At 64.5% G+C, this 15,518-nt stretch carries 16 protein-coding genes; 8 read left to right on the top strand and 8 right to left on the bottom strand.

Features of this window, described 5'->3' with window-relative positions:
• Positions 1-20: 20 nt before the first annotated feature.
• The 3 genes from BKM74_RS12735 to BKM74_RS19210 form a co-directional block, all read right to left on the bottom strand.
• Positions 21-1,493 carry a multicopper oxidase family protein gene (locus BKM74_RS12735; RefSeq protein WP_086466086.1) on the bottom strand — a complete coding sequence of 491 codons (1,473 nt, stop codon included), beginning with the start codon at positions 1,491-1,493 and terminating at the stop codon, positions 21-23.
• Positions 1,494-1,634: 141 nt separating this feature from the next.
• A complete protein-coding gene (locus BKM74_RS12740; RefSeq protein ID WP_140056083.1) occupies positions 1,635-2,018 on the bottom strand; it encodes a hypothetical protein in 384 nt (127 codons plus the stop codon).
• Between the two features lie 135 nt (positions 2,019-2,153).
• The gene (locus BKM74_RS19210) at positions 2,154-2,414 is read right to left on the bottom strand and encodes a hypothetical protein (protein WP_416054095.1); all 261 of its coding nucleotides are present in this window, start codon (positions 2,412-2,414) and stop codon (positions 2,154-2,156) included.
• 812 nt (positions 2,415-3,226) lie between these two features.
• On the opposite strand from BKM74_RS19210, the gene BKM74_RS12755 reads away from it, so the two are divergent.
• The 8 genes from BKM74_RS12755 to BKM74_RS12790 all read left to right on the top strand — a co-directional run bounded on the left by BKM74_RS12755 (position 3,227) and on the right by BKM74_RS12790 (position 11,612).
• Positions 3,227-3,781, top strand: coding sequence for a cupredoxin domain-containing protein (locus BKM74_RS12755; RefSeq protein ID WP_086466089.1), 555 nt, complete (start codon positions 3,227-3,229; stop codon positions 3,779-3,781).
• Positions 3,782-3,798: 17 nt separating this feature from the next.
• Entirely contained in the window at positions 3,799-5,544 is a 1,746-nt protein-coding gene (locus BKM74_RS12760) for a copper resistance system multicopper oxidase (RefSeq protein ID WP_086466090.1), read from the top strand.
• Between the two features lie 9 nt (positions 5,545-5,553).
• Entirely contained in the window at positions 5,554-6,291 is a 738-nt protein-coding gene (locus BKM74_RS12765; RefSeq protein ID WP_245825927.1) for a copper resistance protein B, read from the top strand.
• 88 nt (positions 6,292-6,379) lie between these two features.
• Positions 6,380-6,748: a pseudoazurin gene (locus BKM74_RS12770; protein WP_176342522.1), complete on the top strand. Its 369-nt coding sequence runs from the start codon at positions 6,380-6,382 to the stop codon at positions 6,746-6,748.
• 128 nt (positions 6,749-6,876) lie between these two features.
• Entirely contained in the window at positions 6,877-7,299 is a 423-nt protein-coding gene (locus BKM74_RS12775) for a copper chaperone PCu(A)C (protein WP_176342523.1), read from the top strand.
• 88 nt (positions 7,300-7,387) lie between these two features.
• Positions 7,388-8,695: an APC family permease gene (locus tag BKM74_RS12780; protein WP_086466093.1), complete on the top strand. Its 1,308-nt coding sequence runs from the start codon at positions 7,388-7,390 to the stop codon at positions 8,693-8,695.
• A gap of 65 nt (positions 8,696-8,760) precedes the next feature.
• Positions 8,761-11,094, top strand: coding sequence for a heavy metal translocating P-type ATPase (locus BKM74_RS12785; protein ID WP_086466094.1), 2,334 nt, complete (start codon positions 8,761-8,763; stop codon positions 11,092-11,094).
• Positions 11,095-11,132: 38 nt separating this feature from the next.
• Positions 11,133-11,612, top strand: a complete 480-nt coding sequence (locus BKM74_RS12790) for a DUF411 domain-containing protein (RefSeq protein ID WP_086466095.1) — start codon at positions 11,133-11,135, stop codon at positions 11,610-11,612.
• 26 nt (positions 11,613-11,638) lie between these two features.
• Here BKM74_RS12790 and BKM74_RS12795 read toward each other — a convergent pair whose 3' ends face one another.
• From BKM74_RS12795 to BKM74_RS12815, 5 genes are all read right to left on the bottom strand, one after another.
• Positions 11,639-11,842, bottom strand: coding sequence for a hypothetical protein (locus BKM74_RS12795; RefSeq protein ID WP_217895484.1), 204 nt, complete (start codon positions 11,840-11,842; stop codon positions 11,639-11,641).
• Positions 11,805-12,062 (bottom strand): hypothetical protein, encoded by a 258-nt coding sequence (locus tag BKM74_RS12800; RefSeq protein WP_086466097.1) that lies wholly within the window; start codon positions 12,060-12,062, stop codon positions 11,805-11,807. Before BKM74_RS12800 ends, BKM74_RS12795 begins: the two co-directional genes overlap by 38 nt.
• Positions 12,059-12,700: a YcbK family protein gene (locus BKM74_RS12805; RefSeq protein ID WP_245825929.1), complete on the bottom strand. Its 642-nt coding sequence runs from the start codon at positions 12,698-12,700 to the stop codon at positions 12,059-12,061. The genes BKM74_RS12800 and BKM74_RS12805 overlap by 4 nt, the downstream gene beginning before the upstream one ends.
• Before the next feature lie 107 nt (positions 12,701-12,807).
• Complete coding sequence (locus BKM74_RS12810; RefSeq protein ID WP_232315203.1) at positions 12,808-13,119, bottom strand: DUF6127 family protein; 312 nt, start codon at positions 13,117-13,119, stop codon at positions 12,808-12,810.
• Between the two features lie 125 nt (positions 13,120-13,244).
• Positions 13,245-15,518, bottom strand: coding sequence for a phage head spike fiber domain-containing protein (locus BKM74_RS12815; protein ID WP_086466098.1), 2,274 nt, complete (start codon positions 15,516-15,518; stop codon positions 13,245-13,247).

Genomic DNA, 15,518 nt, shown 5'->3' on the forward strand with positions numbered 1-15,518 from the left:
GTTCTCCCTGAATCTGTGGATCAGGCGACGCGGATGACGCCCATCATCCCGCCGACCTGGTGTTCGAGGATGTGGCAGTGGAACATCCAGTCGCCGGGATTGTCGGCGACGAAGGCAATCTCGACCTTCTCCCGAGGCGCCATCAGCACCGTGTCCTGCCATGCGCGGTGCGGCGTCGGCGCACCGTTGCGCGAGATCACCCGGAAGGAATGGCCGTGCAGGTGGATTGGATGGTGCCACGCCGTCGCATTGGTCATGGCGATGACATGCGAGCGGTCGCGGGTGAGCGTCAGCATCGGGTCGAGCACATGGCCTTCGGCGGCCTTGCCGTTGACGAACCAGATGCCCTGCCCGTGCATCATGCCCATCATCCCACGCATCATGTCGCTGCCCATGCCGTTCCGGCCGCCTTCGCCCATGCTGCCGCCCATCTCCGCCATCACCATCCCGCCCATCATGCCGCCGTTGAAGATCACTTCATGGCGATGGGCGACGGCGATATCGGGTTCGGGCAACGGGTTCGCGGGAAGCGCGACGGACCGGTCAAGTGGATTGTCCCTGAGCGGTGTCCCGTCATAGACTAGGTCGACCAGCTCGTATTCGAGGCCCCGGTAGAACCGGTCGCTGACCGTGACACGGCTGCCCGGCTTGCCGGTCATGTCGAGCACGATATCGGCCCGCATGGCAGGCCCGAGCACGACGAGACCGCCCGCCGGCGCATGCGGCGTCACCGGCTGGCCGTCGAGCGCGATGACCGTCGGCGCGTGGCCATGGAAGTCGAGCCCGAAGATGCGCGCGTTCGCGGCATTGATGAGCCGCAGCCGGATTCGCTCGCCGCTGCGCACCGGAAGCGCGTCCGGCACGTGACCGTTGATGGTGACGGTGTTGCCGATCCGGCCATTGTGGCTGATGTCATGGCCGTTGCCGAAATCGTCGCTGATCTCGGCTGACCCGGTGAGGCGCCAGTCGTCGAGCACCCAGACGAGTTCCCGATCGACTCGGGGAGGTTCAGGCTCCTCGACAATCAGCGGCCCGTAGAGGCCGCGCCCGACCTGCTCGAAGCTGCGCTGATGCGGGTGATACCAGAAGGTGCCCCCATCGACCGCGTCGAACTCGTAGACGAAGGTCCCGCCCGGCGCGATCGGCGGTTGGTTGAGATGCGGCACGCCATCCATGGCGTTCGGCACCCTGAGCCCGTGCCAGTGGACGGTGGTCTCCTCGGCGAGCCCGTTCTCGACGGTGATCCGGAGGCGCGCGCCCTGACGCACGCGAATCTCAGGTCCGGGGACAACGCCGTTGTAGCACCAGGCGGCCGTCTTGCCATGCGGCTCCGGTACGAGCCGCGCCTGTCCCGGTGCGGCCCGCAAGGAGAACTCCCGGACGCCGGCCGCCCGTGCGGGAAACATGAGGCCAGGCATTCCAAGGCTGGCAGCGCCGGCGGCGCACGCCTTCAGTAAAGTCCGGCGCGATAGCGCCAGGGTGATCGGTGACATGGTTCGCTCTCATCTTATTTCCGCTGTGCTTCGGATGCGCAGACTCGGGTCTGCACTCGCATTGAGCGGCGGCTGCCCGCGCGGTCGCCCGGGAAGCGCAGCAGGGCGCAGCGGTCGGAGCGTACCCCGACCGGCGTCCGATCAGATGAGCGTTCGGGGAGGGTAGGGTTCGGGCGGACCTGTCCGTCCGGCAAGGTCGTAGAAGGCGCGGACCGACGGAGATATACCGGTCACCAGCGGAACACTGCCCTCGGGGCTGAGACTGGCCAGGAGTGGAGTGACGCACACCATGCTACAGCTAAGCCCGCCGTCGTCGCCGTCACCGTCGGAGCCGCAGCCCTGACAGTCGGCCATATCCATGGCGCCGCCATCAGCGAGCGCCATCTTGATCGACATGGTGGTTGTGCTCGTCGCGTGCGCGACCGAGCCGACCGCGAATGCGGCGAGCAAGGCGAACACGAATATCCGTACAAGCTTGACCATTGTGTATTCATAGGCTGTCGCCGGAAACTTGTCGAGTTCCAAGGTGTCGCGGCTCCTTGAGGATCTTACCCGACGCAGCAGGAGAGCTTGGCCACGCCCCTGTCGAAAGTCTGGGCGGCAAGCTTCAGCCCTTCGACCTCAGGTACGGGAAGATCGTCCCGGCAAGCGCCTTGGCGGTCATGCCGAACTTAAGCGCCGGCGCCAGCGTCTGGATGCTGTCGGTGCCCTCGGGCGCGAGGTCTGACCGTCCGGCAGACGGTCGGTCTTGGCGTCCGCCACCAGCTTGATCAGTCCGCGCGTGTCGCGGGCTGCCCGTGCGCGTGGTACATGGTCGAGCGGCACGATGGATGTCTTGACCTCATGGCCGGCGGCCCTCGCCGCGGCCTCGCTCAGGCCGACGCCCGCCACCTGCAGGTCGGCGAACACCACCCAGGGCATGGTGCTATTGTCCTAGGCGAGACTGTTCCCGTAGAGCGCATTGAGCGCCGCGAGCTTGGCCCCGCAGGCGGCCATGTAGACGAACTGGTTGCGTCGCAGCGGCGCGGCATCCATTTGATGAGGCAGAACCGTTGACCTGCCAGAAGCATCATGCTAGCCAAGCTCCATGGGAAGAACCTTCTTCACGCTAAATGATGGTATGAGGCGCCTTTTAGGCGCACTCGTCGCTGTGGCATTTCTCATGGCGAGCGTCGGCATTGGCCACTCCATGCCCGCATCAGGTCCCTATGACCATCCGGTCGAGACCACATCGCCCCATGCGGACGACTGTCATGCCGGCATCTCGCAAGCAGCGGATTGTGCCGACAACGCTGCACAGCAGGACCAAGGGCAGCCCGCGAAGCACGGGGCCCTTGGAAATTGCTGCGTCGTCGCTTGCTCTCCGACTATTGTAGTTGCCGCCATTACGGAAGTCGCCGTCATCAACTTTTCTTTGGTACGGCTTGGTGTTTATGTAGACCAGTTCGCGGGCTTGGATGCCCCGGACGGCCTTTTCCGTCCTCCCCGCGCCCCCGTCTGATCTCCGCGCGGCTGCCCTGGTCGGGCGGGATTCGGACATCGAGAGCTTCACGTTCCTGCTGACATAAGAACTGCGCTCGTTCGGGCGCGGCAGGTTCGGAAGTGCGCTATCGCACGTCCCGTCTCCCTTCCAATCCGCTTGTCGCGCCCGCCGGAGATCCGATCCCGGCCACTGGAGGTCTGTGTCCTCAAGCAGCCTCGGTTCTATCAATGTGACAAACAGGATTCGCAAAATGTCGAAAACACTCCCGAACCTTCTCCGCATTTCTCTCCTCGCCGGCTTCACGACGATCGCCGCCGCGAGCGCCGCTTTCGCATCTCCCGGTCATGGCCTGCCGTTCGGCGAGGCCGCCAAGGCCGAGCAGGCGACGCGCACCGTGACGATCACCATGCGCGACAATCTGTACGAACCAGAAAGTCTGACCGTGAAGCCGGGCGAGATCGTCCGCTTCGTCCTCGTGAACAAGGGCGAACTGCTTCACGAGTTCAACATCGGAACCGCCGCCATGCACGCCAAGCACCAGGAAGAAATGGCGATGATGATGCAACACGGCATGCTGACGCCGACGGGCATGAATCACGACATGTCGAAGATGGACCATTCAAAGATGGGCGGCATGAACATGGGCGATATGAAGCATGACGATCCCAACAGCGTCCTGGTCGAGCCCGGCAAGACGGCTGAGCTGGTCTGGAAGTTCACGAAGCCGACCGAACTCGAATTCGCCTGCAACATCCCGGGACACTACGAGTCCGGGATGGCTGGCCCGATCAACTTTACGAAGTGAACGGGGAGGGGCAGACGATGAACAAGCCAATCACTGTTTTCTCGCGACGGGACGCGCTCAAGCTCGCCGGAGCGGCAGGCTTCGCCGGCACCGTCGCTGTCTATCCCAGCCGCCGCAGCTTCGCCTCTTCGACGAAGGAGTACACGCTGAACGTCGACGCTGATCGCATCGCCGTCGATGGCGTTAGCAGCAACGCCATCCTGATGGGCGGTTCCGTGCCGGCGCCGACGATGCGCTGGCGCGAGGGTGACGAGGTCGTGGTCTATGCGACCAATCGTCTGGATGCGCCCACGTCCATCCACTGGCACGGACTCCTCATCGAAGGCGTCATGGATGGCGCACCCGGCTTCAACGGCTATGTCGCCATCCAGCCCGGCGAGACCTACACCTACCGGTTCAAGCTGCGCCAGGCCGGTACCTATTGGTACCACAGCCACTCCGCGATGCAGGAGCAGCAGGGCATGTACGGCGCCATCGTCATCGAACCCTCCGGGCGCGAACCGGTTCGCGCGGATCGCGACTATGTTGTGGTCCTCTCGGACCATACCCAGGAAGACCCGATGCGCGTTCTGTCCAACCTGAAGGCCGATGCCGGCTACTACAATTACGGGAAAAGGACCCTCATCGACTTCTTCCGGGACGCAAACCGCGACGGGTTCAATACCGCTCTGAAGGACCGCATGGAATGGGGCGACATGCGGATGGACCCGACCGACCTCGCGGACGTGACCGGATACACCTTCCTGATCAACGGCCGTGGACCGAAAGACAACTGGACCGCTCTGTTCAACCCCGGTGAGCGTATCCGGCTCAGGTTTATCAACGCATCGGCCATGAGCTTCTTCGACGTCCGCATACCGGGACTTCCCATGACCGTGTTCTCCGCCGATGGGCAGAATGTCCAGCCGGTTCGTGTCGACGAGTTCCGCTTCGGTGTCGGCGAGACATACGACGTCATCGTGCTTCCACGCGATGACAAGGCGTTCACGATCTTTGCCGAGCCGATTGATCGTTCGGGCTATGCCCGGGCGACGCTGGCGCCGCGTGAGGGTATGGAGGCTGCTATCCCCGAACAGCGACCGCGCACGATCCTCAGCATGGCGGACATGGGCATGGCGCACGGTGGCATGGACCACGGTTCGATGACGGGGATGGACCATGGCTCGATGGCGGGCGGCGCCATGTCCGGTGGCGCCATGGGTGGCATGGACCATAGCAAGATGGGCGGGGCTCCCATGGCTGGCATGGACCACGGCGCCATGGGTCATGGCGGAGCGGCGGCCGAGGGAGGAGAACGCCGTCCCTTCGGCTGGGCCGATGCGAGCACCCCACCGGGAATGAAGGCGCTGGACTACGCTGACCTGAAGGCATCGACACCGAATTCGGACGACCGCGAGCCGACCCAGGAGATCGAAGTGCGGCTGACAGGCATCATGGAACGATACATGTGGAATCTGAACGGCCGTCCCTTCGGGAAGGACGAGCCGATCCGCGTGGCCTATGGAGACCGTGTACGCCTGAAGTTCATCAACACGACCATGATGGCGCACCCGATGCACCTGCATGGCATGTTTGTCGAACTGGAGAACGGCCAGACCGACAGGAAGCCACGCAAGCACGTCGTCGTGGTACCTCCCGGCAAGACCGTCTCTGCGGTGTTGACGGCGAACGAGCCGGGCGACTGGCCGTTCCATTGCCACCTTATCTATCACATGGAAGCTGGGATGATGACGCGTTTCATCGTCGAGCCGAAAAGCGCGTGAGGCAGAACGATGAAATCGATGATTGCACGATACAATTCTCGGCAGGAACTTGCGTTCCTTGCCGGTTTTCTTCCCGCCCTGTTCCTGTTCGGCCCGGCCCAGTCCGCCGAGCCCGATCAGCTGTTCACCTTCTTTCAGGCCGAGCAGTTCGAATACCGGGCGAACGACGGGCAGGACAGTCTCAACTGGGATGCCCAGGGCTGGATCGGTAACGACGACCACAAGGCCTGGCTGAAAACCGAGGGCGAGAAGCCGACGGACGGACGACTGGAAAAGGGAGAAATCCAGCTGCTCTACAGCCGCCGGATTTCCGATTTTTTCGATGCGCAGGTGGGTGTGCGCTATGACCTGGAACCCGGCCCCGAACGGGGGTTCGGCGTCTTCGCCCTGCAGGGACTGGCACCCTATTGGTTCGAAGTCGATGCCTCCGCGTTCGTCAGCAACGAAGGCGAGCTTTCGGCTCGCTTCGAGGCCGAATACGACCTCCTGATCACACAGAAGCTAATCCTGCAACCGACGGCCGAGGTCAACCTCGCAGCCCAAAGCGTACGGGAGCGGGGCATCGGCTCCGGCATCAACGATGTCGAGCTCGGGCTTCGCCTCCGCTACGAAATCGAGCGGAGCTTCGCTCCGTATATCGGCATCAGTTGGGAGCGCAAAATCGGCGAGACGGCCGATTTCGCGCGGGACGAGGGAGAAGATATCGACAATCTATCCTTCGTCACCGGAATCCGTTTCTCGTTCTAAGCAGGAGATTTCTATGTTTCCGAGAAGTTTATTCGCTTTCGCCACCATACTGCTGCTCAGTAGTCCGGCAGTGGCTGGCGAAGTGCGCATGGAGATGCGCAATCAGTCTGGAAGCGAGCGGTTCGTCTATGAACCGGATTTCATCCGAATATCGCCTGGTGACACGGTCGTCTTCGTCCCCATCGACAAGGGCCACAACGCCGTCTCCATCGACGGGTTTGGCGCCGACGGCGATCAGCCGATCAATGTCGGCTTCAACAAGGAGGTATCGGTCACTTTCGACAAGCCCGGCATCTATGGCGTGAAATGCACACCTCATGTTGGGCTCGGCATGGTCGGCATCATTGTCGTGGGCGAGGTTGAGGTGCCGGAGGCAGCGCGGGCGAGCATCGCAAAGCTTCCGCCGAAGGCACGCCAGCGGCTCGAATTGCTGCTCGGACAGGTCGGGCGCTCCTGATGCCCGTCGCCCGAAAAGAGCAGGAGGGGCGCCTAACAAGCGCCTCTCCGCCTCCATCGACGGAGGATAGTCCTAAACTGCTGAATGGTGCGCGACCCGACCGGCGGCGGTTGGGACAGGTGATCAGAGTGTTGGTCGCTGTCGGCGCTCTCAATCTCCTTGTGGGCCTTGGAGATGCCTACGCCGACGCCCCGCCGCTGTCATTGGGAAACGAGATCCAAGTCGAGAACGCCTATGCCACCAGTGGTCCCGTAGGAGGCTCGACGGAAGTTCGGTTCCGACTGGTAAACGAAAGCGGCACAACCGTCGTGCTGTTGGGGGTGAGTTCCCGGATCGCCGAAAACTCAAGACTCATCGCCCGAATCGGAGCCTCGGACACCACTGAACTCCAATCGATCAGCGTGCTTGCAGGGGAAGTACTCGATCTCACGACTTCGCACCTTTGGTATGAGCTGTTTCCTCTACGCAATAAGCTCGAAACGGGGGACGTCTTCGATCTTGAACTCGATCTTGTGAATGCGCGCGTTATGACAGACGTCCACGTTCACTGACTAAGAGGAACCGTAAAATTCGCCTGACAGACGACGTGCGAAGGGATTGTCCGATAAGAGAAATCTACGCATAGAGTATGGGTCGCCGATGACAGAAGAATACCAGAAAGAGAGCATCAGCCTTTCCGGAGCGGTGGCCATGGGCACCGGCGTCATGATCGGTGCGGGGATCTTCGCGCTTACCGGACAGATTGCGCAACTGGCCGGACCGCTCTTTCCGCTGTCGTTCGTTGTCGGCGCGGTCGTGACTGCGTTCAGCGCTTACACCTACATCAAGATGTCGAACGCTTATCCGTCGGCAGGCGGCATCGGGATGATCCTGAAGAAAGCCTACGGGCCGACGACAGTTGCGGCGGGTGCGGCGCTGCTGATGGCGCTTTCGATGGTCATCAACGAAAGCCTCGTCGCCCGGACGTTCGGCACCTACGTGTTGCGCGGTTTCGGCGCCGACCCGAACAGCTTCCTGGTGCCATTGCTGGGCGTCGGGCTCATCGTCTTCGCCTATCTCGTCAACGTCTCGGGCAACCGGTCGGTCGGGCTGTTGTCCATCCTCATGGCTGTGCTCAAGGTCGGCGGCATCGCGTTGTTCGGCGCGGCGGGCCTCTGGGCCAGCGGCATTTCCTTCGAGGCGACGGGTGGGGATACGGATGAAGGCGGTTTCATAGCCTCGGTTGCGCTGTCGATTCTTGCCTTCAAGGGATTCACGACGATCACCAACAGCGGAGCGGAGGTCACGAACCCGCACCGCAACGTGGGCCGGGCCATCGTCTTTTCCATTGCGATCTGCGTTGTCGTTTATCTGCTCGTCGCGTTCGCCGTCGGATCGAGCCTGCCGCTCGATAGAATCGTGGTGGCCAAGGATTATGCACTGGCAGAGGCGGCCGAGCCAGCGCTCGGGCAAACCGGCTTTTACCTGACGGTGGCGCTTGCCGTCGTGGCGACTGCTTCTGGCCTGATTGCGAGCGTCTTCGCGGTCTCTCGCATGTTGGCCATGTTGACGGACATGAAGATGATCCCGCACAGCCACTTCGGCATGCCGGGCGCGATCAAGGACCACACGCTCGTCTACACCGTCGTCATCGCCGGCTTCCTGACAGTGTTCTTCGACCTTAGCCGGATCGCCTCGCTCGGCGCGTTCTTCTATCTCGTAATGGACATCATTATTCACTGGGGCGTCTATCGGACGCTCCGCAAGGACATCGGAGCACGCGGCGGGGTGTTGCTGACCGCGATCGCGCTAGACACGATGGTTCTGGCGGCCTTTGCGGCGATGAAGTGGCAGTCCGATCCGCTGATTGTCGTACTTGGCGTTGTTTGTATGATGGCGGTGTTCGTGTTCGAGCGTGTTTTCCTCGCGCGCAATCCCGCCCCTGAAGGTTCGCACGACCACCATTGAAGTGCTTGAGCTTCCAACGAGTGGACGCCGCAAGCTGAAACGAATTACCGAAAGTCTGGCAGACCATGGAGCACGATCATCATCACGCAGCGCCCGACATACCGGCGCGAGCGAACACTGCAACAGACCCGGTTTGCGGGATGACGGTCGCGATCAAGCCGGACGGACGTCGCGCCGAGTTCCAGGGCAAGACCTTCCATTTCTGCTCGGAGAAGTGCCACACGAAGTTCAAGGCCGATCCTTGGTTCTATGCCTCAGGCCGCGCTGCCAGTCAGAAGAAAGCAGCCCCGGCCAACGTCCAGTACACTTGCCCGATGCATCCCGAAATCGTGCGCGATGCGCCGGGTTCATGCCCGATCTGCGGCATGGCGCTGGAACCGATGGTGCCTTCGGACGAGCCAAGCGAAGAGCTGACGGATTTCACTCGCCGGATGTGGATCTCAGCGGCTGCCGCAGTACCGCTCATCATCCTGACCATGGGCGAACTGGTGGCGCTGCCGGTACGCGACTGGATCGGGCACCAGATGGCCAGCTACCTCGAGTTCGTGCTCGCCACGCCGATCATCCTCTGGGCGGCGCTTCCATTCTTCCGGCGCGGCTGGGATTCGATCGTGAACCGCAGCCCCAACATGTGGACGCTGATCGGCATCGGCGTGGCGGCGGCCTACCTCTACTCGATCGTCGCCACCTTCCTGCCGGGCGTGTTTCCCGAAGAGTATCGGATGGGCCACGGCGTCGGCACCTACTTCGAGGCGGCGGTCGTGATCGTGGCGCTGGTCTTCGTCGGCCAGGTTCTCGAACTGCGCGCGCGCGAACGCACCGGGGATGCGATCCGCGCACTTCTGGACCTCGCGCCGAAAACCGCGCGGCGAATTCTGCCGGACGGCACCGAATACGACGCTCCGCTGGAAAACATCATGGAGGGCGATCGGCTTCGCGTGCGCCCGGGCGATGCTGTCCCTGTCGACGGGACAGTGATCGAGGGGCGATCCTCGCTGGATGAAAGCATGCTGACCGGTGAGTCAATGCCGGTGGAGAAAGGTCCGGGGGATGCGGTGACCGGGGCCACGATCAACAAGAACGGCTCTCTGGTGATCAAGGCCGGCAAGGTCGGGTCCGATACCGTGCTGGCGCAGATCGTCTCGATGGTGTCGAACGCGCGGCGGTCCCGCGCGCCGATCCAAGGGCTGGCCGACCGCGTGTCGGCGGTCTTCGTGCCAACCGTGGTCGTCATCGCCATCATAGCCTTCATCGTCTGGATGATCTTCGGCCCGGAACCCGCGCTAGTCTTCGCCATAGCATCCGCCGTTTCAGTCCTCATCATTGCCTGCCCCTGCGCTCTGGGGCTCGCGACGCCGATCTCCATCACCACGGCAGCGGGACGAGGCGCACAGGCGGGCGTGCTGATCAAGGACGCCGAGGCGCTGGAGCGTATGGCGGGTGTCGATACGCTCATCGTGGACAAGACCGGCACCCTGACCATGGGCAAGCCGAAGCTGACCGACACCGTGGCGCTTGCGGAGGTCACTGAGATTGACCTGCTGTCGCTGGCTGCGGCCCTGGAGCGCGGCTCTGAACACCCCCTGGCAGAGGCGATCGTCGAGGGCGCCGAGGCGCATGACGCCCCGCGTCGGGAGGCCAAGGACTTTGACGCCGTCACCGGCAAGGGCGTACGTGGCAAGGTTGGCGAACGCGGGGTGGCGCTCGGCAATGCCGCGATGATGCGGGAGATGGGTCTGGACACGGCAGCGGCTGAAGCGAAGGCCGACGCTCTGCGCGCCGAGGGCAAGACGGCCATGTTCGTGTCGGTCGACGGCGCGCTTGCCGGCATCGTGGCGGTGGCCGACCCAATCAAGGACAGCACCGCGGAAGCGATCAAGGAACTTCACGCCCAAGGGCTGCGCGTCATCATGGCGACGGGTGACAACGAGCGCACGGCGCAGGCAGTGGCGGGCAAGCTCGGTATCGACGAGGTGCGCGCGGGCATCCTGCCCGAGGGCAAGAAAGACCTGATCGACCAGTTGCGCCGCGATGGCCACAAGATCGCGATGGCGGGCGACGGGGTGAACGATGCGCCCGCGCTGGCCGCCGCCGATGTCGGCATCGCCATGGGAACCGGGGCCGATGTGGCGATGGAAAGCGCGGGCATCACCCTGCTGGGCGGCGACCTGATGGGCATTGTCCGCGCGCGCAAGCTGGCGCGCGCCACCTTGCGCAACATCAAGCAGAACCTGTTTTTCGCCTTCGCCTACAACGCGCTCGGCGTGCCGGTCGCGGCGGGGCTTCTTTACCCGGTCACGGGGATGTTGCTGTCGCCGATGATCGCGGCGGCGGCAATGAGTCTGTCCTCCGTTTCGGTGATCACCAACGCCCTGCGGCTCCGGCGGATAGACCTCTGACCACATAAAACAACGTCCAATCTGGAAAGGTAAACCAGATGACTCAAGACGCTCTTTCGCGGCGCGCGATCCTGATCGGCGGAGCAGCATTGCTGGCTGCATCGCCGCTGGGGACCTTCGCGCAGGGCTTTGGACCGGCGATCCATGTGATGAAGGACCCGAATTGCGGCTGCTGCTCGGCCTGGATCGAGATACTCGGGAACGACGGCTTCGCCGTCACGACCGAGCCGAGCCCCGGGGCTCTTCTGATGCGCTACAAGCTGGACAACGGCATTCCGCAGGAGATGGTCTCCTGCCATACGGGCCGCGTCGAGGGCTACATGATTGAGGGCCATGTCCCTGTCGCCGAGATTCGCCGCCTGCTGGATGAGCGCCCTGACGCAGCGGGCTTTGCAGTGTCCGGTATGCTCTACGGATCGCTTGGCATGGGGCCGGAAAGCGAACGCGAAGCCTATGACGTATTCCTCGTTCGGCGCGGCGGATCGACCGAAGTCTTCACCAGCTACGCTGCCGCCTGACCTTGAAGCTGCAATTTCGCTCCTGATCAGGGGCGAGGACACGTACGCGCCTGCTCCCGCATGACGGCGTAATCGCTCAGCATCTCGGCGATCGCCGAATGTTTCGGCAGCAGATCGAGCTCCTCGGCTGCCCGCGCCTGGAACTCGCGGCTGTACTCGACGACCGGCGGACAGACGGTAGCGATACACGGTTCAGAACCGCCCGTCGCGCAGCCGGTCAGCGAGATCATCGCTATCGCGAGGGCGGCGAGCCGCCGCATCGAGCATCCGGCGCTGGACATCATTGGTCTTCTCCGTGGTTTCGAGGCGCTCCGCCATGCGACCGGCGCGCTCACCGGCGCGTCGGAGCGAGAGCAGGAAAAGGAGCACGGCGATCGCGATGGCGCCGTAGCGCAGGGCCGCCCGCGCCCAAGGGCTGGCGGCAAGCCCGGTGAACAGAGCAGCGATCATCGAAGCCCCCGCTTCCAGTCATCGATGCGGGCGTAGATGGCGACCGCGATGCCGGCGAGGGCCACGGCGATGAACACCCAGCGCAAGGTGTCGAGATAGGGGACGAGCGGCAGGATCGCGGTCTGGGTTTCCGCCAGGACGTTCTGCGCCACCTCGACGCCAGCGGCGCCAAGCGTCGCCACGCCAGCCGCGCCACCGCCTTTCATCGTACGGCTCTCGGCCAGCACCTCTCGCGCAGGCGGGGTCTCTGCCGCGAAGGGCACGGGCCGCGCCGGGAACCGCTCGCCCCACTGCCGCGCGGGGCCGAGATCGACGTGCATGAACCCTGATCGCGGGTAGAGGCCAAAGCCGAGGAAGCCGACCTCCCGCGCCGCCGCCTCAAACGCCGCTGGATCGTGGTTCGCCATGGCAATGTCGAAGGCTGTACCGTCGAGGTGCTTCGAGTGTGGCGCGCCGCCGACGGCCCGGTTGTGCGCCGGGCTCCGGTAGGCCGAGCGGACGATCAGCGGCCTGCCAAGCTGGTCGCGCAGCGCCTGGAGCTTGTCGAGCGCTTCCTCGTTGATGCGCAGGGAGCCGGTGCCCCGGCAGGCGATCTCGGCGGGGGAGAAATTCTTCCAGCGCCATGAGCGCTCGGGCACGTCGCGCCAGTGTTTGTAGGTCATGGTCGTCATCGCAGGTCTCCAGGCACAAAAAAGCCCGCTCCTCGACGAGGGCGGGCGGTGGTCTGATGGGTCGGGCGGATCGGTTAAGGCGTCGGCCCGAAAAGCTTCAGCTTGATGGCGATGCCGGCCATCAGGGCGAGCAGGATTGCGGTGGTGATCAGCCGCACGGAGGTCTGTACGGCGGTCTGTTTCGCGAGGCGGAAACCCGCGAGCAGCGAGCGAAGATCGCGGATGTCCTCGGCGGCATTTTTGCCGTCGAGGCCAACCTCGCGCAAGGCGCGCCGTGCGCCCGTCTCGGCCGCTCGCTCAAGCAATTTTTCCAACATTTCGCCGGACAGGTTTCCGGGAGCGGTTCCGGGCATGGCGAAGCCGTCACGATCGTTGGAACGGATCATTCGGTCTTCCTTTCGTCGAAGGCCAGAGGGACAGGCCGGGCTCATGGGAACAGGCATATGGCCAAGGCATCCTTGTCTGCGCCTGCGCTGCTCTTCAAGGGAATGGATCGGTTTAAAGCCTTCCTTCAGGTCAGCCTTTCCTCCAGTTCGAGTTCGGTAGCGTATCCCTGGAAGTAGCTGTTGCGAATCGGGTTCGTGGCGCGCAGCCGGGCGATGAACACCCGCTCGGCGCGGAACTCGACATCCTCCGGGTCAGGGACAGTGAGCACCTCACCGGACAACCGGGCTTCGCGCTGCAGCGTCAGCAGGGGGCGGTGCGCCTCACCGGCAGAAGCATGCTCCAGCGTCAGACGCATGATCCTTGGCGCGGCGCCATCCTGGAACCGGCTGACCCCGCCAAGGCTCCGGATGATCTGTGTATCCGGCTCGGCCCACAACCCGGCTCCATAACTGTAATTATGCTCGAACCGTACCGCCGGCCCCAGCCACAGCCGGGCGAGATCGAGGAAGCCGTCGGTGCTGGCCCCGTCATCCAGGTCGAAACGCCAGTAGCGTGCCGCCACGTCCGGCGGGGTAGCCAGCATCATGGCGGCATAGCCCTCGCGCCGCCAATTCCCCTGCCAGACATCGAGCCAGCCGGAATCGTAGGCGACGGGGCCGAGCTGCAAGGCAAGCGCGGTACTGGCGCCTTGCAGTTCGCCATCGCCCAGCCGACGGCCATAGAGCTGCAGGCGGGCGAGATGACCGTCCAGCCGTTCGCCGGCAGGACGGCTTCCGAGATCGAGGCCGGTGACGGCAGGCAGCGTGCCCGGCGTGCCTGTGATCACGGCGCCGCCATCGGCGGCGGCCGAGGCATTACCGGCGGCGAAGGCGATCCCGGCCACGGAGCCGGTATCGGCGGCGGGACTGCCGGTGGACAAGGCGGCCTGCTCGACCCCGCCGGTGACGATATAGCCCAGCCTTGCGCCGCCCGCGCCGTGGCGCAGCTCGATACCATTGTCCGTCGTACCGTCATTCAGCCCGGCGATGGCGACCGAGCCGGCGCGCCGGCTGTGATAGGCGGCCAGCAAGGTGCCTTCCGCCATCGAGCCGTCGAGCGCCAGCCTTGCACTGTCGGCGGCGCGGGTGGCGGGATCGCCTTCTGTCGGGATATAGCTGCTGGCGTCCGGCCCTTCCTCGGCCTGCGCGCCCCAGACCAGCAGCCCGCTCGTACCGTCGCCGGCATAGTTGCCGCCGGGATTCAGCAGGCGGCAGGCGGCGAGATAGGACGTCTCCCCGGCGATCGATCCGGTCAGCATGCAGCGCGCCCAGCCCCCGGCCAGCGGGACCAGCCGCGCCGAGAGCGCCGTGCCCGCCCCGCCCTGCGCGGTTGTCGCGGTGCCGGCGGCAAGGTCGAAGGTGCCTTGCGCATAATCGCCGCCGCTGGACAGCACGAGCGCAAGGCGCGTCCGCTCCGCCGGCTTCACGAACAGGCTGAAGGTGACCGCAGCGCCTTCCGTCACGGTGGCGGATTGCGTGATCTGGTGGATGCCGGTGGTGGCGCTCTCGACCAGCATGTCGGCTTGCAGGCTGCCATCCGGCGTGGCGCCGGCGTCGGCGGTGATGGTCGCATTCTGCTTCGTCCAGACGGCATCGCCGAACTGGGCGCTGCGTGCCAGCAGGTTGGTGCGCTCCCCCTCGATCAGGAAGCCGCGCGGCGTGCCGCTGGCCGGCTCATGGTCCTGCCGCCACCCATAGCGCGCGGCCAGGCTCTCCAGCCGCCAGGTGATGGTGGAGCTGCCGGTTCCGGAGACGCTGGCGATGGCGAGGCAGGCGCTGCCGCTCTGCTTCTCGAAGGCGGTCAGCGTGCCGTCGAGATAGCGGCCAGCATCCTCAGGATCGGCCAGTCGCACCGCCTCGCCAGCCCAGAAGGCACGGTCCTTCTGCTGCAGCGTCACCTCCAGCGTGCCGGGCGGATCGAAGCCGTCCAGATTGATGGTCAGCGGCTCGGTCAGCCCATAGCCCTGAAGCCGGCCGTTCCGGTCGAAGCGGGTGGCGAGGCTGGACCGGGTGAAGGCGATGCGCGGATCCTCCGGCCCATAGCCGGTGAAGTCGAGATCGAGAAGCGGTCCCGCCAGGCGTGCATCGTCGCCGGCCCGCACACGATAGCGCGCCGTGGAGCCGGGGCAGCCGGGGGCGGGGGCGGCAACCGCCCCGAACAGGGCGGCCAGGCCGATCGCTTTCGCCTCGCCCAGATCCGCGACAATGGCGGTGTCGGCGGTCCGGTTGCCCAGCGTGCGCGCCGCCTTCGACAGGCGGTCATCCGCCAGTGCCGTTTGCGGCAGCGATTCTGCCCAGCGCCCGCCGGCGAGATCCGCGCGGTCAGCCTCGTTCACCCAGCCGATCAGAAGCTTGCCCAT

Source organism: Oceanibaculum nanhaiense (assembly GCF_002148795.1).
GTDB lineage: Bacteria > Pseudomonadota > Alphaproteobacteria > Oceanibaculales > Oceanibaculaceae > Oceanibaculum > Oceanibaculum nanhaiense.

What these genes read in the sequence shown, in the direction of transcription:
- BKM74_RS12735 (WP_086466086.1), bottom strand. Translation starts at nt 1,493, where the DNA reads ATGTCACCGATCACCCTGGCGCTATCGCGCCGGACTTTACTGAAGGCG.
- BKM74_RS19210 (WP_416054095.1), bottom strand. Translation starts at nt 2,414, where the DNA reads ATGCCCTGGGTGGTGTTCGCCGACCTGCAGGTGGCGGGCGTCGGCCTG.
- BKM74_RS12755 (WP_086466089.1), top strand. Translation starts at nt 3,227, where the DNA reads ATGTCGAAAACACTCCCGAACCTTCTCCGCATTTCTCTCCTCGCCGGC.
- BKM74_RS12760 (WP_086466090.1), top strand. Translation starts at nt 3,799, where the DNA reads ATGAACAAGCCAATCACTGTTTTCTCGCGACGGGACGCGCTCAAGCTC.
- BKM74_RS12765 (WP_245825927.1), top strand. Translation starts at nt 5,554, where the DNA reads ATGAAATCGATGATTGCACGATACAATTCTCGGCAGGAACTTGCGTTC.
- BKM74_RS12770 (WP_176342522.1), top strand. Translation starts at nt 6,380, where the DNA reads ATGGAGATGCGCAATCAGTCTGGAAGCGAGCGGTTCGTCTATGAACCG.
- BKM74_RS12780 (WP_086466093.1), top strand. Translation starts at nt 7,388, where the DNA reads ATGACAGAAGAATACCAGAAAGAGAGCATCAGCCTTTCCGGAGCGGTG.
- BKM74_RS12785 (WP_086466094.1), top strand. Translation starts at nt 8,761, where the DNA reads ATGGAGCACGATCATCATCACGCAGCGCCCGACATACCGGCGCGAGCG.
- BKM74_RS12790 (WP_086466095.1), top strand. Translation starts at nt 11,133, where the DNA reads ATGACTCAAGACGCTCTTTCGCGGCGCGCGATCCTGATCGGCGGAGCA.
- BKM74_RS12795 (WP_217895484.1), bottom strand. Translation starts at nt 11,842, where the DNA reads ATGATCTCGCTGACCGGCTGCGCGACGGGCGGTTCTGAACCGTGTATC.
- BKM74_RS12800 (WP_086466097.1), bottom strand. Translation starts at nt 12,062, where the DNA reads ATGATCGCTGCTCTGTTCACCGGGCTTGCCGCCAGCCCTTGGGCGCGG.
- BKM74_RS12810 (WP_232315203.1), bottom strand. Translation starts at nt 13,119, where the DNA reads ATGATCCGTTCCAACGATCGTGACGGCTTCGCCATGCCCGGAACCGCT.
- BKM74_RS12815 (WP_086466098.1), bottom strand. Translation starts at nt 15,518, where the DNA reads ATGGGCAAGCTTCTGATCGGCTGGGTGAACGAGGCTGACCGCGCGGAT.